Below are 15,400 nucleotides of genomic sequence, written 5' to 3'. Positions count from 1 at the left end.
TTCCCCGTTTGGTTACTATGTTTAGTAATGTTGAGCCAGTTCGTTTTGAACTGGCTTTTTTATGTCTGCGCTTTTATTTGTGCTTAATAAAAAAATGATCAAAATAATGCATTTCGCTGAACTTATTTGTTTTTGAACGGTCTATTATTATGCTTGTGATTAATTGCAGTTGCTCACAAGTTTCATGTTGATTTCCCCGTTTGGTTACTTATTTAGTAATGTTGAGCCAGTTCGTTTTGAACTGGTTTTTTTATGCCTAAATTTAGCTTCTGCTCTACATATTCAGTTTAATTCGCTATTATGTTGTGTCTTAAAAAATACTAAGTTTATTTTATGCTTACACAAATTATCGCCAATATCGATTGGGCTAGTTTAGCCGCAGGTTTAAGCTGTGGTGTTATATTATTTGCTAGCGTATCAACATTATTTAGAAAAAAATTATCTAAACAACTTACAGAGCAGCAACAGCAATTACTTGTATTACAAAGTGAGCTGACAACTAAAAATCAACAATTCGTTGAGTTACAAGATAATCATGAATTGCTTGAGCATACTCATCAAGAGCAACGCGATTTAGCGCAACATTTTAAAACGCGCTTAACTGAATCTGAAAAGCAAAGTCAGCAATTTAATAGCTTTTGGCGTAAAACCGAATCTGAGCTAAGCACCTTACGAGCGCAGTATAATCAGCGTGATATTGAATTTAATACAATGCAAACAACGCTTGAGCAAAAGCAACAAAATTTTACCGAGCAATTAGCGCAAATAGAGCATAGTAAACAGGTTTTAAAAACTGAATTTGAGAATCTAGCCAACAAAATTTTAGAAGAAAAAAGTCAAAGCTTTAAAACCGTCAATCAAGAAAGTATTGAACAATTACTTAAACCCGTACAAGGTGAACTAAAAGGTTTTAGAGATAAGCTCGAAACAATTCACGTAGAAGATGTAAAGCAACGCGCAGCCTTAAAAACCGAGTTACTGCATTTACAATCAAAAAGCCAAGCCATAACCGAGCAAGCTGATAGACTCAGCAATGCTTTGCAAGGGCAAAAGAAAACCCAAGGTAACTGGGGTGAGCTGATGCTCGAAAATGTGCTCGATAGTGCAGGTTTACGTGCTGGTACAGATTACGAACGCGAAGTGTCTTTTAATACCGAAGATGGCCGTTTACGTCCCGATGTGGTGGTTTACTTACCGCAACAACGTCATTTAGTGATTGATGCTAAAACCTCGTTGAATGCTTATACCCGATATGTAAATGCCGATAATGAATTAGAGGCCTCGCAAGCGCTAAAAGAGCATGTAAACGCAGTAACGGCACGCATAGATGAACTTGCCAGTAAATCGTACGACCGCTTACCTGGGTTAAATTCCCCCGAGGTTGTGATTATGTTTGTCCCGATTGAATCGGCATTTGTGGAAGCGCTAAAATATAAAAGCGATATTTATCAGCAAGCCATTGAAAAAAATATTTTGGTGGCCACTCCCACTACCCTTTTAACCAGTTTAAATATTGTTAAACAGCTATGGCGATTTGAAGAGCAAACTAAACATTCAAAAGAGCTCGCGAATCGCGCAGAACGTTTTTACAATAAACTCAATGGCTTTTTACTAAGTATGGAAGGCGTAGGCAAGCAGCTTGACCGTGCAAAAGAAAGTTACGACAAAGCCTATTCACAACTTTACAGCGGAAAAGGTAACTTAATAAAACAAGCCGCAGAGTTTAAAGATTTAGGTGTATCGGTTACTAAAGAGCTACCTAACGACAGCGTAGAGCGAGCACAACTAGAGCTAGATTAACCGCCTTTGTTAACGAGGTAGTGGTTATCACTTTTAATGCGCTTTAAATTTGAGCGTGTGCTCAATAACAGGTAAAGTGTCGTTATTGTTTATGTTTATTAAGGTGATTTATGACAACCACACTGGCATTTGATGTTTACGGTACACTTATTAATACCCATGGTGTTTTGTCGCTGCTAGAAAATATGCTTGGGGATGCAACAACGGCTCGTGCTTTTTCTACTACGTGGCGAGAAAAACAGCTTGAATATTCGTTTCGACGTGGCTTAATGCAAAACTATATCCCCTTTTCTAAATGCACAGAACACGCGCTTGAGTACAGCTGCTTAATGCATAAAAGGGCACTTAGTCGTACGCAAAAACAACAATTGCTTGAATGCTATAAAACACTCCCAGCTTTTGACGATGTAGCGACTGGTTTAGCAAAGTTAAAAGCACATGGTTATCGATTATTTGCTTTTTCTAATGGCACCCGCGACGCCGTGAATAAATTATTAGAGCATGCCCAAATCGATCATTTTTTTACAGCGGTTGTCAGCGCCGACGATATTAAAACCTTTAAACCGAATCCTGGTGTGTATAGTCATTTTTTAAGACAAGCACAAGCAACAGGTGCAAGTACGTGGTTAATCTCGAGTAACCCATTTGATATCACTGGCGCTATTTCTCATGGCATGCGTGGGGGTTGGATAAAACGTAGCGACGATGCTATTTTCGATCCTTGGGAAATACAGCCCAGTACAATAGCAGCCGATTTATGTGATTTAGAACATAAATTGTTAGCTGTAAAATAATGCGATTGTAATCCCCCTTTACAGTCACCGCTGTGTATGAGCAGCGGTGTATTTATCTTAGTTAACGGTTTTTCGAGTAACACACTAATATCTGCGATAACTGCACAACGCTTTTATAAAAAATTTGCTACAGTAGGCCATTAGCACATTTACTTATGTGTATATCCACCCTCTTTTTTACAGGACTGTAAAATGATATTACCTAAAATGCCGACACTGATTACTGCACTTACCGCGGTATTATTGTCGGGTTGTTCAGCCACTCAAAATACAACGAGTAACCCCATGCCAGTAGTCGATAACCCATTGAGCTTAGAACAAATTTATAAAGAAAAAGACTTTAAAGCACAACGTAGTACTTACTTTAAATGGTTAGACGATGGTACGGGCTACACCGTGCTTGAAGAGCGTGAAAGCGAAAAACAAAACAATAAAAAACAAAATGATGAAAAACAACACGGTGTAAAAGGCAACGATATTGTGTTTTACAACGCCGACGGCACAGGCCGAAAAGTGTTAGTTGAATTTGAAAAACTGTTACCTAAAAATGCCGATGAGCCTTTTGCTATCGAGAGTTATCAATGGTCGCAAGATGGTCAATGGTTAATGGTATTTACTAATAGCGAGCAAGTTTGGCGCTCACGTAGCCGCGGCGATTTTTGGTTACTTAACCTTCAAACCAATCAATTACAACAACTTGGTGGCAGTGATATCGAGGCTAAAAAGTTAATGTTTGCTAAGTTCTCGCCTGATAGCACTAAAGTTGCCTACGTGCGCGATAACAATATTTATATGCAAAGCGTTGGCAACGACGCAGTAACGGCACTCACAACCGATGGCAGTGCCAGCATTGTAAATGGTAATTTTGATTGGGTTTACGAAGAAGAATTTTCGATTGCCGATGGGTTTAAATGGAGCCCAGATAATAAATCAATTGCTTACTGGCAACTCGATACCAGTGGTGTTAAATACTTTACTATGATCAATAACACCGACGAACTATACCCTACTCTTAAAGAGTTTCCGTACCCTAAAGCTGGCGAAACTAACTCAGCGGTCCGTGTTGGTGTGGTAAATATTGCCGATAAACGCACTCATTGGGCTGAACTTGAAGGTGATAATCGCGATCGCTACATTCCACGTATTAGCTGGGCTGGCAACGGTGATGAGCTTATGATCCAAGACTTAAATCGCCCACAAAACCACAACAAGGTATGGTTGTTCGATTGGAAAAAACAGCAACTGAAAAAAATACTAGAAGATAAAGACGAAGCGTTTATTGAGTGGTTTTATAAAGCAAACTGGTCTAAAGATGGAGAATTCTTTATTTGGCACAGCGAACGCGATGGCTGGCGTCATTTATACCGTGTATCGCGCGATGGTAAAACATTAATCGACTTAACCCCTGGGCAGTACGATATTATTGATATGCTTAGCATTAACGAAGATAAAAATGTAATGTACTTTATTGCCTCACCAAGCAATCCAGGGCAGCGTTATTTATACCGTACACCACTTGATGGTAGCAGTAAGCCGGTACGTGTTACACCTACCGAATTTGAAGGCTCTAATAGTTATTACATGTCTAAAGATGCATCATGGGCCATGCACACCTACTCTAAATTTGGTACACCACCAAGTAAAGAAATCATTAAGGTGAGCGATCACAGTAATGTAAAAACCTTAGTAAAAAATACCAAATTAAAAGAAAAACTTGCAGAGCAAAGCCTACCAGAGCATGAATTTTTTAACGTAGCTGCACGCGATGGCACAGAGCTAGATGGTTATATTATGTTTCCGAAAAACATGGATAAAAGTAAAAAGTATCCTATTGTTTTTTATGTATATGGCGAGCCATGGGGCTCAACAGTACAAGACCGCTGGGAAGGAAATAGCTTTTTATATAAATCGTTATTAACGCAAAAAGGGTTTATTGTTGCCTCGGTTGATAATCGCGGTACACGCGCACCAAAAGGACGCGATTGGCGTAAATCTATCTATAAAAAAATAGGTTCAATTACCGTCCAAGATCAAGTTGATGCATTAGATGCAATGGCTAAACGTTGGAGTGTCATTGATACCGAACGTGTTGGCGTATGGGGTCACTCAGGTGGCGGTAGTTCAACACTTAACTTACTATTTCGCCATGGCGATAAGTTTAAAGTGGGGATAGCTTCAGCGCCAGTCCCTGATATTCGTTTATACGATACTATTTACCAAGAGCGTTATGCGGGTAATCCAAATACCGATCCTGAAAGTTACGACAATACTTCGCCGATTACCTTTGCTAAAAACCTAACAGGTAAACTGTTACTCATTCACGGTACGGGCGATGATAATGTTCACTACCAAGGATCAGAGCGCTTAATTAACGAACTGGTTGCTCATAACAAACAGTTTGAGTTTTTCTCATACCCTAACCGCTCGCATAGTTTACGCGAAGGTAAAGGAACCGACTTACATTATCACACTATGATGGCCGAGTTTTTTGAAAAACACTTATTAAATAACCAGTAACCCCTCGGGTTTAATTACGTTATTTTAGTATTTAGTAAAACCACACGTTAATCATTAATGTGTGGTTTTTTTGTGCAAATTGTAATGGGGCTTTACAGTCATATTACTAAAACAGCCTTTGCATTTTTTATACACAATGAACGCTAGTCTTTTTGTGTAATTAATAAGGTTAACACCCCTGCAATAATTCCCCACAAGGCCGAACCAATAGAAAATAACGTAAGGTTTGAAGCGGTTACTAAAAAGGTAACAATTGCGGCTTCGTTATAACGAGACCCGGTTAACGCTTGTTGAAGGCTATTGGCAATAGTGCCAAATAGCGCAATGCCAGCCAGCGCTAAAATTAATGCTTGCGGTAAGCTGGCAACTAGGCCAATTAAAGTGGCCGCTGATAAAGCCATTAAAATATAAAAAACACCTGCGGCTATCGTAACCCAATAACGTTTATCGGGATTTTTCTCGGCTTCATCACTCATACATATCGCCGCGGTAATGGCCGCTAAATTAATTGAATAACCACCCAATGGGGCGGTTATTAAATTAGCTAAACCGGTTACATTTAACACGCCAGATATCGGCGTTTTATAGTTATTCGCTTTTAATACCGCAATACCAGGAAGGTTTTGTGAGGTCATGGTTACAATGTATAAAGGCAGCCCGATACTAATTAAGGCATTTAAGCTAAAAGTAGGCTCTATGTAACTAAACTCACTAAGTTGCCACTGTAAACTGCTGGTATCAATATGTCCGGTTACCCACGATAAAGCAATGCCTACAAGCAATACGCTTAACATGGCAAAACGCGTAAAAAAGCGCTTTCCTATTAAATAAACCAACACCATTAGCGCGATAATTAACGGGAGTTCATTCATAAAATTAAATACATCAATACCAAACGTTACCAGTACGCCAGCAAGCATGGCGCAGGCTAATTCAGTGGGGATCTTGTTCATTATTTTTTCAAACCACCCCGTTATACCCGATAACACAATGAGCAATGCAGCAAACATAAACGCACCAATGGCTTCGTTTAAGCTAAACCCTTGTACACTTGAAATAAGTAATGCAGCCCCCGTGGTTGACCAAGCAACCAGTATGGGAATTTTATAATAATACGATAACCCTATTGTGGTTATTCCCATCACGAGCCCTAACGTTAATAACCAACTGGCCACCATATCAGCAGAGCCGCCTAACGAAATAACCACTTGATAAATTAGGGCCACAGAGCTGGCAAAGCCTATTATTACCGCAACTAACCCCGCGATAATACGATTTAAAAGTTGATCTGACACCCTCATTATTTGCTCTAATTTTAAACTAAAAAAACAATATACGGTTGTCGGTAATATTTTGCAATTGGCTAAATATTGTTTATTTAGATTTATATATAAGTTACTCTTATTGAATATTAACGCGTAATAAAAAGGAATGTTTATGTTTAAAAAAATATGTGTAGTCGCCGCAGTTTTAGTTATTAATGGGTGTAAAACAACCGATGTAAATAATGACTATACACACTTACCTGTTACGCAAGGAGAGCTTAATAATGCTAAATGGAATGACCTAAATCGTTTTCCTGCTAAATACCCGGTTAAAGCGGTAATGGCGTCGGTTGAGGGGTGTGCTACCGTTGAGTATGTAATAACCCCCGATAACGAAATAAAAAATATGAACGTGATTGCATCAACCAGTAATTACTTTAATAAAGCAGCTAAACAGGTGATTAATCAATGGGCGTGGTCGTCGTTAGCTAAAAATAAACTCAATACAGCCGTAAAAACACAAACGCGATTTGATTTTTGTTTTGATAAACCTAATCAGCCGTGTGCAAGCCTTACACCAAGCTATAGTTGCCCTGGGGAAGATATTATTTTCTCAAGTGGTATGCGTATTAACGTTACTAAACATTAATTTAAAATTTTATTGAACTTAATTTAATTGCTAGCGTCTTACTATTACGCTTGATGATTAATTGCAGTTTTTCTCAGGTTTCATGTTGATTTCCCCGTTTGATTACTAATTTAGTAATATTAAGCCCGCTTAAATTAAGCGGGCTTTTTTTATGCCTAAATTTAGCCGGGTATGTTGCGCTATTTTAATGCTGGCATTAATGTGCTGCCATCACTGTCTGTTTTACTCAGCAAATTTAACCCCATTACTTTTGCCAGCACGGGATAAATATCTAAGTTATTTACCGAGTCTAAACTTAGGCCTTGTTTAAATGCAGGGCCTACGGCAATTAATGTTGCTGCCATATCGGGTGTATACGCATAACCATGTGTTCCTAATGAATCAGCCCTCCCCGATTGGGTAAATACTTTAGGCGGCGTAGTTTGCACGACAATATTACCTACCCGAGGGCCTGTATTATAGTGATAACCATTAAGTTGTTCGTCAGATAATACTTGGTAACGCCCTTTTGCTGCTTTTTGTAAACGTGCTTTATATTGTGCAATATCGGCATTGGTATTGGGTTTAGTGTAAATAAGTAAGCGTGGCCCGGTGTTTACTATTTTAAAGTTATCGTCTTTTGGAAGGCTATTTATAAATATGCTTTGCTGTGGATCTACCGCGCTCATGCCATGATCAGAAACAATAACTAAGTTTATATTTTGATTTAATTCATCTATTCGCGTTTTTAGCTGTCCCATTAAAGTATCTAACTGCTGTACGGCATCACGGGTTTGTGGTGAATCAGGCCCAAATTCATGGCCCATACTGTCGACTAACGAAAAATAACTGGCAATAAAATCTGGACGTTGTGCTTTAGGTAATTTAAGCCATGCAATAATTTGGTCGGTACGTTGTTGATAATCACTGTACTTCGAGTAATGGTAGAAATAATCGGGAGTCATACCATTAAAACGAGCATCGGATTCGGGCCAAAAATAAGTAGCCGATTTAAGCCCCTGCATTTTGGCTAAATTCCATAATGGTATCCCGTTTAACCACGAACTATCTACAAAGCCCTTCCCCATTGAATAGCACTCGTTCATACGAGTTTTATCGCAAAATTTGTTATCTACAATACCGTGGTTAACAGGTAATAAGCCGGTGATTATAGAAATATGATTTGGAAATGTTTTAGTCGGATAAACTGGTATAAGCTTTTGCGCTCTCACGCCTTGTTGCGCCATTTTTTTTAAATTAGGCGCGTTGTGTTTTTCAATGTAATCCCAGCGAAAGCCATCAATAGAGATAAGTACGACACTTTGTTGAGCGGCATTAGCATGATGAGTTAATAAAATAAAAATAACTGTGACGATATAAATAAACCAGGTTTTCATGGTGGGTCCAAAGATTATTTTGCTAACAATAAGCGCGTATTTTTAGTGCGTTAAATAAGTTAGTCATAGATAAAATAAGCTGTTAGATTAAACGTATACGCTAAAAAACAAAAGACTTAGATTTACTTTTTGGGTCAGTAAATTGCATTGGAAATAACATGATCGACTTTACTAAAAAAATTACGCCTGCACGTATGTACCGCACTACAACTAATTTGCAAACAGCAATGGAAAGTGATCGTGGGCGTATAATTAACAGTGCGGCCATTCGTCGATTACAACAAAAAACCCAAGTATTTCCACTTGAGCGCAATGCCGCTGTACGCTCACGCCTTACTCACTCGTTAGAAGTACAACAAGTAGGGCGTTTTATTGTACAGCGTATTTTTGCCTACTTAACACCACAACAGCAAAAAGAATATGGCTTAACCACGCTTGAGCGCCCGCTCGAAAGCCTCGTTGAAATGGCCTGCTTAATGCACGACATCGGTAACCCGCCATTTGGTCACTTTGGTGAGGCTGCTATAAATCATTGGTTTAGTTCACACTTGCACCAATTAACGCCCGAACGCTGTAGCGATCCTCACACCAGTATTGGGGTTATTTTTAAGCCTCTTGCGCGTGATATTTGTAATTTTGAAGGCAACGCACAAGGGCTACGTATTATTCATTCATTGTTAGGGCTTAATTTAACCTATTGCCAAAGCGCGGGAATTTTAAAATACACCCGCCCAGCAGGGCTTGAACATAGCAATATTGAGATAACAAAAAGCTATTTAATGAAAAAAGTTGGGTATTACTACAGCGAAAAACATTTTGTCGAAACCCTACAACAAGCACTTGAAATAGAACAATATTGCCGCCACCCAGCGAGTTATATTATGGAAGCTGCAGACGATATATCGTACTGCCTAGCCGATATAGAAGATGCGGTTGAAAAAGACATTATTACTATAGATTTGTTATGCGAAAAACTTAAAGAGCAATTTAGCAAAGTACTTATTAACTTTACTTTAGAACAGTGCGAGCAGAAGGACTTTGTTGCCAAAGCCGTTGATACCGCATTATTAAAAGCGCAGCAGCAACCCTATAATTTTAATAGTGAATTTTTTATTTATTTGCGTGTCGCGTTACTACACCCGCTGGTTAACCATGCCGCAAAGCGTTTTATTAAGCACATAGAGCCGATTTATCATGGTGATTTTAATCATGCATTACTTGAAGATAAAAGTTATTTACACGCAGTAACACAAACCCTTAAAAAAGTGGCTGCACAGTATGTGTTTTCTCATAAAGAAGTTGAAAAATTAGAGCTGCAAGGCTATCGCATTATTAATGGGTTACTCGATTGTTATAAACCTTTGTTGCAATTAAGTAGTCTTGATTTTAAACGCGCACTGCATGGCGATCAGCGTTTATTAGTTGAATCGCGCTTAGTGAAAAAACTCTCTAAAAAGCATTTAAATAGCTACCAACACGCGTTAGATGCAATGCAAGAAGAGCCCGATCACCACAGTGCTTATGAATTTTATTATCGCTGTCGCCTCATTCAAGATTACATAAGTGGTATGACCGATCAGTTTGCTTATGATGAGTACCGAAGTTTAATGGTGATTGACTAAACTAAATTGGTATACCCAAAATTAATACAGCCATTAGTCTAGTAAAATGTTAATTTTATGTTTAAAATTGGCGTATTGATTTTACTTTTCCTATTTTTATGATGAAACGATTAAACTCGCTATTTTTTTGTACAGCTCTATTTTACAGCTTTAGCAGTCATGCTTGGTATAACGAAGCAATGTGCTTGCTGTTAAAACAAGAGGTTAATCAACTTTCGGCTAATAAAAATACCCGCACTTATCGAAATGCAGCAAAAAAGTATGCACGTGGCTGTAGCGAAGAAAAACGTATTGCGGCTGAGCAGCAAAAAGCAAAAGAGGCCGCACAGGCACAAATAATTGCACAACAAGCTGCCGATGCAAGACGAGCACAAGAGCAACAAAGTGATGTGTATACAGCGCAAGAGCTACAGCTAAACACACAGCAAATTCAAAGCATCGAAGCGCAGTTAGCGCAGCAAGATGAGGTAACGGCGCAGCCAAGCACCGAGACAGAAACATCAAGTAAAGAACAGACAGATGCTTTAACTACCACCTCGCTAAATAACACGTTGCCAGCACAAAACAGCGCTGAAAATATTCAAGACGTTGCAGAAAAAGAGCAATCGATTGAAAATACAACAATTGCAGAAGAAAAAGCCAAAGTAAAACCAATCGTTTTTTCTACGCCACCGGCTAATAACAGCGGCATTTCGGCTTTATTACTGCCAAGTATTGCTATCGCGATTATTATTTTACTGGCACTGGTGTTATTGATGCGGTTACGCAAAACAAAAGCGATGCATGCGCTCAACCCCGATCCAAGTCCGATCGTGACTAACGATAACAATACCGATGAAGTTGCAACCTTTAGCGAGCCTGATAACTCAGTGCCGCCTCAAAGTGGGTTAGTAGAAAGCCCAAACACGACTCCTCCTCTTAATGACACATTAAGTAGCAACAACGATGCGAATGTTGAGCAACCCTCATTAACTGCAACGCAAGCAGCTCCTAATAACACGACGGTAAAGCAAAGCGTAACGGCACAAGCGACGCAACTTAGTGAACATACCAATGCCATAGATGAAAAAGAGCCCGCAGCCTCTAACACTGCGTTAAACGAGCAGCCGCTCGAAGAGCCTATGGTAAACGATAATGCGCTGGCACAAGAGCAGCCACCTTCGAGTGATAAAGCACAATTATCAGCGCCTGACTTTAATGAGGTTTCACCGGCACAACCGATCACCGATGAGCTTGAGTTTCCGACAATATTAGAGGAGCCGACAGCAAGCAACCATGAATCTCCAGTTGAGGAGCCATTATTAGCGCCTGAAAACCCAGGTGTTGAAGCTGAAATAAAACGCACTGAACATGTTTTTAAAGAGCCGGAAATACGTACTTTTGATCCAAATGCTCCACTACCAGGTGTAAAAAAAGCGGTGAAGAAAAAAGAGCCGCCGGTAGCTCCTGCTCCAGATAATAACCCTAAGAATCAACCGCAAAGTAGCTCGGTTAGCGGTTCGAAGGGGGATAACAACAACCCGTTTGCTAATTTATCGCTTGATGAAAGTTGGGACCCAAACTCAGCTGAAAAACCGACAATAGAAACCAAAGCAAAAACGGCTAAATCACAAGCATTAATTGATGCAGAAGAAAAAGCCAAAAACATGGAAACAAAACAGTAATCTTTGCACTGTGTTTTAAATAATAAAAAGCCGCACTGTATGACGTGACCCCCAATAGTTGGCCAATCCAATTACTGGGGGTCACTTGTGTAGTGCGGTTTTTTCTTTTCATTTTTTTCGCATTCTAAAAAATTTTGCTATAGGATCAATGCTATTAAATACAGTAATAAAGAGCATATATGAAAATTTGGGTTGATGCAGATGCCTGTCCGGTGGTGATTAAAGACATTTTATTTAGAGCGGCAGTGCGTACTAAAACAGAAACAACCTTAGTGGCAAATCATGCCATGCGAATTCCTCCTTCACCTTTTATAAATCGTTTACAGGTATCATCTGGTTTTGATGTGGCCGACGATGAAATTGTTAAGCGCGTTAATAAAGGCGATTTAGTGATAACTGGTGATATTCCGCTTGCCAGTGAAGTTATTGATAACGGAGCACAAGCACTTAACCCACGAGGCGAGCTTTACACTGTAGAGAATATTCGTTCGTTACTTAATGTGCGAGATTTTATGGATACTATGCGCTCAAGTGGAGTTGAGATGAGCGGCGGCCCCGCACCATTAAATCAAAATGACAGACAAAATTTTGCTAATAACCTAGATAAAATATTAGCGCAAAACAAGGCCAATTAATGGTGAGTGCACAACACATTGGACTTGGCGATAGCGATTTTAAAGTGGCCGTTTATGTAGAAAAAATGCCACCTATGCCCTACTTTCAACAACTCACTACACTTGAGCCAATAAGTGTTGGGCAAATTGATAGCATAAACCAACACTGTGGTAATGGTTGGCGAAAAGTGTTTAATGTATATGCCAAAGTATTATTTGCATTGCCTAGCGAGTATTACTCATTTGCAAAGCAAGCCTCTACATGGCAGCAGTACCGGGATACATTTTTACTGCAAAATAACAGTAAAACAGCCTTATTATTTAGCTCGCCTGAATTAAATAACGTACAAAATAAAAAAACATTACATATTATTGCCGGGCGTACGCACGCCAAAAATTTGCTACAACAAGGTGTGCTAAATACACAATTTACTTGGCTCGACGATGAATTTGCTATTGATAAAGCACAGCGAGTGATTGTGTGCCCCTATTTTGATTATCGGCAATTAAGTAATATTAAAATTGCGAGATTAAGCGGATTAGTTGCCCAACTTTCTATGTGAAATAAACCGAAGGAATCACAATGGCCGGTATTTTAGCGTTAAACGAACTACTGAGTTCGATGAACCCCATTTTACAAGAAGACGAATATATATTTTGTTGTTTAGGCGGTACTTTAAGTGATTATATACACTTAAATCCGCTTGCTAGTTATGTAGAAGATGAAGGTTTAACCCTGATTTTAACAGCCAAAACAGCCGAGCAAGCGGGGATAACCTATGAGTGTAAATATCATTTAATTACGCTTAATGTCCACTCGAGCCTAGAAGCGGTCGGGTTAACTGCTGCGGTATCGGCTAAACTAACCGAGCATAATATTAGTGCCAATGTGGTTGCTGCGTTTTATCACGATCATATTTTTGTTAATACCGAAAAGTCACTTGCGGCTTTAAATGCGCTAAAAGAAATCGTTTAATACACAAAACAGCGCTTTTATTAACGATTAACTGGCTTTGTTTTAAAAGGTTAGAAACTGCTCATTTTTATAAAATTTAACTACTCTACCCACTATTTATATAGTCATTCGATTTTTAAGTTGATAAAGCGTTATACTAAAAATATTCTATTTTAAATATAATTACTTACACTTAGTTAACAGTAATTTTCTGATTGTTACTATTTATTTATATTTGCTAGTATTAGGCTCCTTTTATTATCGATATTGGTGTGTAATGTTCAGCTCGTTGTTTCGCTTCTATAAAGCAGTATTTGCGTTAGTGTTTGTCTTTTTTTGTTTACCCGCTTCGGCGGTAAAAGTTATTTATGATACAGATATGGGGATTGACGATTGGTCAGCCTTACTGGTGGTAGCAAACCATCCTGAATTAGAGCTATTAGGTGTTGCATCAAATGGTGTTGGTGAAGGGCATTGTGATGCAAACATGAAAAATATTGCTAGTTTGCTCTCGTTGTCTAATACACCCAATGTACCGTTTGCATGTGGGAATCATTATCCACTAGATGGCTACTTTGCTTTTCCTGCCCCTTGGCGTAAACAAGCCGATACTTTATCGGGTGTACCCGTACCAAAAACTAACCGAACGCCGTCACCTCTTACTTCGGCCGAGTTAATCCATACATTATTAAGCGAGCAAAGCGAATCGGTTGTGCTACTCACCGTAGGTAGCTTAACTAATATTGCTATTTGGTTAGAAAAATATCCAGAAGATAAAGCCAAAGTATCGCGTTTAGTGATGATGGGCGGCGGCTTTGATGCACCGGGAAACATTATTGTGCCTGGTTTTACTGATGAACATCCCAATAAAAAAGCCGAGTGGAATATTTATGTTGATGCAGTCGCAGCAGATAAAGTGTTTGCCTCAGGCCTTGCTATTGAAGTTGTTGGTTTGGATTTAACAAATCAAGTTAAAGTTACGCCCGCTTACGCAAAGCGCTTTAAAGCCGAAGCAAAAACCGATGCAGCGATTTTTTGGGATAAAGTACTCGATGACAACGATTGGTTTATCGACTCTGAAGAGTATTACTTTTGGGATGTACTGGCTGCGTTGATTGTGGCCGAGCCTGAATTATGCCAAGGTGAAATGCAATCTGTTTTTGTCGAAAATACCCCAATAGAAACCGGTGATAAGTGGACTGACACGACAATGCCTAAAGTGACTGAGTCAGGTCAACCTCGTCGTCATTATGACCCTGCTACATTTGGTATTACGCGTATTGGCGGTGATAACCCACCGGTAAAAATTTGTCGTGAAACTCAACCACAGCGAGCATTTGACGCGTTAATTGAAATATTAAATATTGAAAATACACAAACCACAAAGCGATATTATTCACCTAATAACATGAGTAAATAATACCGCTTTATATATTTAATAACCCAGTGGTTATGTTTAGCAAGTCGCGTTAAATAACATAACCACTAAAACCTAAGGCTTTAAAGTATAGCTTTGGCATAGAAAATTTACATTCGCTTAGTAATTCACTAAACCGCATTCGGTCTAATGGGTAAAACTCACTTTTAAAGTTTTGCGCCATATTTACTTGCCCTGCTTCGCTTAAACCTAGCTTTGCACAGGTGTTGATCTGAGCCTCACGCTCAAATAAGGTTTCTTCTTTCATTAAATCACAAATATACACATGAGCTTGTTTTTTAATATTTGACTTAATACTCTTTAAAAGCTGCTTTTTATCGCCGTTATCTTCTACAAAATGCATTACTAACAAGCACAATGCCGCATCGGCTTGAAGCGAAAGTTGATCTAATGATCCTGCATGAAGGGTGACGCGATCACTAATTCCTTGTTGCTCAAATTGTGCCTGCGCAATAGCGAGCATATCGGGCGAGGTGTCTTGTGCGGTAAACTTCCAGCTAGCATTGATGGCCGCTAATGCGAGTATTTCTTTACCCGTACCAGCGCCAACAACAAGTATGTGCGCATTATCGTTTAGGGTGGCTTGTAATTGCGCATTAGTGAGCTGATGTAACAGCTCATAACCGGGGACTAAGTGAGTAATTCGGTCGTTGTAAAGCGTCGCTTGTTCACCTGTAAATTGTGCCATGTTTCTGTCTCCCTTAAC

At 39.2% G+C, this 15,400-nt stretch carries 13 protein-coding genes; 10 read left to right on the top strand and 3 right to left on the bottom strand.

Annotated elements, in window-relative coordinates:
• The first annotated feature begins 333 nt into the window (after positions 1-333).
• The 3 genes from rmuC (at position 334) to J8L70_RS10515 (ending at position 5,111) form a co-directional block, all read left to right on the top strand.
• On the top strand, positions 334-1,800 hold the full coding sequence (gene rmuC / locus J8L70_RS10525) for a DNA recombination protein RmuC (RefSeq protein ID WP_211055532.1): 1,467 nt from the start codon (positions 334-336) through the stop codon (positions 1,798-1,800).
• A gap of 110 nt (positions 1,801-1,910) precedes the next feature.
• Positions 1,911-2,594 carry a haloacid dehalogenase type II gene (locus tag J8L70_RS10520; RefSeq protein ID WP_211055531.1) on the top strand — a complete coding sequence of 228 codons (684 nt, stop codon included), beginning with the start codon at positions 1,911-1,913 and terminating at the stop codon, positions 2,592-2,594.
• 192 nt (positions 2,595-2,786) lie between these two features.
• A complete protein-coding gene (locus J8L70_RS10515; RefSeq protein WP_211055530.1) occupies positions 2,787-5,111 on the top strand; it encodes a S9 family peptidase in 2,325 nt (774 codons plus the stop codon).
• 143 nt (positions 5,112-5,254) lie between these two features.
• Here J8L70_RS10515 and J8L70_RS10510 read toward each other — a convergent pair whose 3' ends face one another.
• The gene (locus J8L70_RS10510; protein ID WP_348772154.1) at positions 5,255-6,463 is read right to left on the bottom strand and encodes a benzoate/H(+) symporter BenE family transporter; all 1,209 of its coding nucleotides are present in this window, start codon (positions 6,461-6,463) and stop codon (positions 5,255-5,257) included.
• Positions 6,464-6,548: 85 nt separating this feature from the next.
• Between J8L70_RS10510 and J8L70_RS10505 the strand changes: the two genes are divergently transcribed.
• Positions 6,549-7,025, top strand: a complete 477-nt coding sequence (locus J8L70_RS10505) for a TonB family protein (protein ID WP_211055528.1) — start codon at positions 6,549-6,551, stop codon at positions 7,023-7,025.
• Positions 7,026-7,204: 179 nt separating this feature from the next.
• Here the strand turns inward: J8L70_RS10505 and J8L70_RS10500 are convergent, their stop codons facing one another.
• Positions 7,205-8,401: an ectonucleotide pyrophosphatase/phosphodiesterase gene (locus J8L70_RS10500; RefSeq protein WP_211055527.1), complete on the bottom strand. Its 1,197-nt coding sequence runs from the start codon at positions 8,399-8,401 to the stop codon at positions 7,205-7,207.
• A gap of 158 nt (positions 8,402-8,559) precedes the next feature.
• Between J8L70_RS10500 and dgt the strand changes: the two genes are divergently transcribed.
• The 6 genes from dgt (at position 8,560) to J8L70_RS10470 (ending at position 14,676) form a co-directional block, all read left to right on the top strand.
• A complete protein-coding gene (gene dgt, locus J8L70_RS10495) occupies positions 8,560-10,023 on the top strand; it encodes a dGTPase (protein WP_211055526.1) in 1,464 nt (487 codons plus the stop codon).
• A 185-nt stretch (positions 10,024-10,208) separates the two neighbouring features.
• Positions 10,209-11,687 carry a hypothetical protein gene (locus J8L70_RS10490; RefSeq protein WP_211055525.1) on the top strand — a complete coding sequence of 493 codons (1,479 nt, stop codon included), beginning with the start codon at positions 10,209-10,211 and terminating at the stop codon, positions 11,685-11,687.
• A gap of 179 nt (positions 11,688-11,866) precedes the next feature.
• On the top strand, positions 11,867-12,322 hold the full coding sequence (locus J8L70_RS10485) for a YaiI/YqxD family protein (protein ID WP_211055524.1): 456 nt from the start codon (positions 11,867-11,869) through the stop codon (positions 12,320-12,322).
• Between the two features lie 2 nt (positions 12,323-12,324).
• Positions 12,325-12,864 carry a hypothetical protein gene (locus J8L70_RS10480; protein ID WP_211055542.1) on the top strand — a complete coding sequence of 180 codons (540 nt, stop codon included), beginning with the start codon at positions 12,325-12,327 and terminating at the stop codon, positions 12,862-12,864.
• A 20-nt stretch (positions 12,865-12,884) separates the two neighbouring features.
• On the top strand, positions 12,885-13,277 hold the full coding sequence (locus J8L70_RS10475; RefSeq protein WP_211055523.1) for an ACT domain-containing protein: 393 nt from the start codon (positions 12,885-12,887) through the stop codon (positions 13,275-13,277).
• A gap of 256 nt (positions 13,278-13,533) precedes the next feature.
• Positions 13,534-14,676, top strand: a complete 1,143-nt coding sequence (locus tag J8L70_RS10470) for a nucleoside hydrolase (RefSeq protein ID WP_211055522.1) — start codon at positions 13,534-13,536, stop codon at positions 14,674-14,676.
• Between the two features lie 49 nt (positions 14,677-14,725).
• Here J8L70_RS10470 and J8L70_RS10465 read toward each other — a convergent pair whose 3' ends face one another.
• The gene (locus J8L70_RS10465; RefSeq protein WP_211055521.1) at positions 14,726-15,382 is read right to left on the bottom strand and encodes a class I SAM-dependent methyltransferase; all 657 of its coding nucleotides are present in this window, start codon (positions 15,380-15,382) and stop codon (positions 14,726-14,728) included.
• Positions 15,383-15,400 lie beyond the last annotated feature (18 nt).

The sequence above is a fragment of the Pseudoalteromonas sp. MMG010 genome (assembly GCF_018100905.1).
In the GTDB taxonomy this organism is placed as follows: Bacteria; Pseudomonadota; Gammaproteobacteria; order Enterobacterales; family Alteromonadaceae; genus Pseudoalteromonas.
The sequence above is the reverse complement of the archived record's forward strand: the minus strand, read 5'-3'. Positions and strand labels throughout refer to the sequence as shown.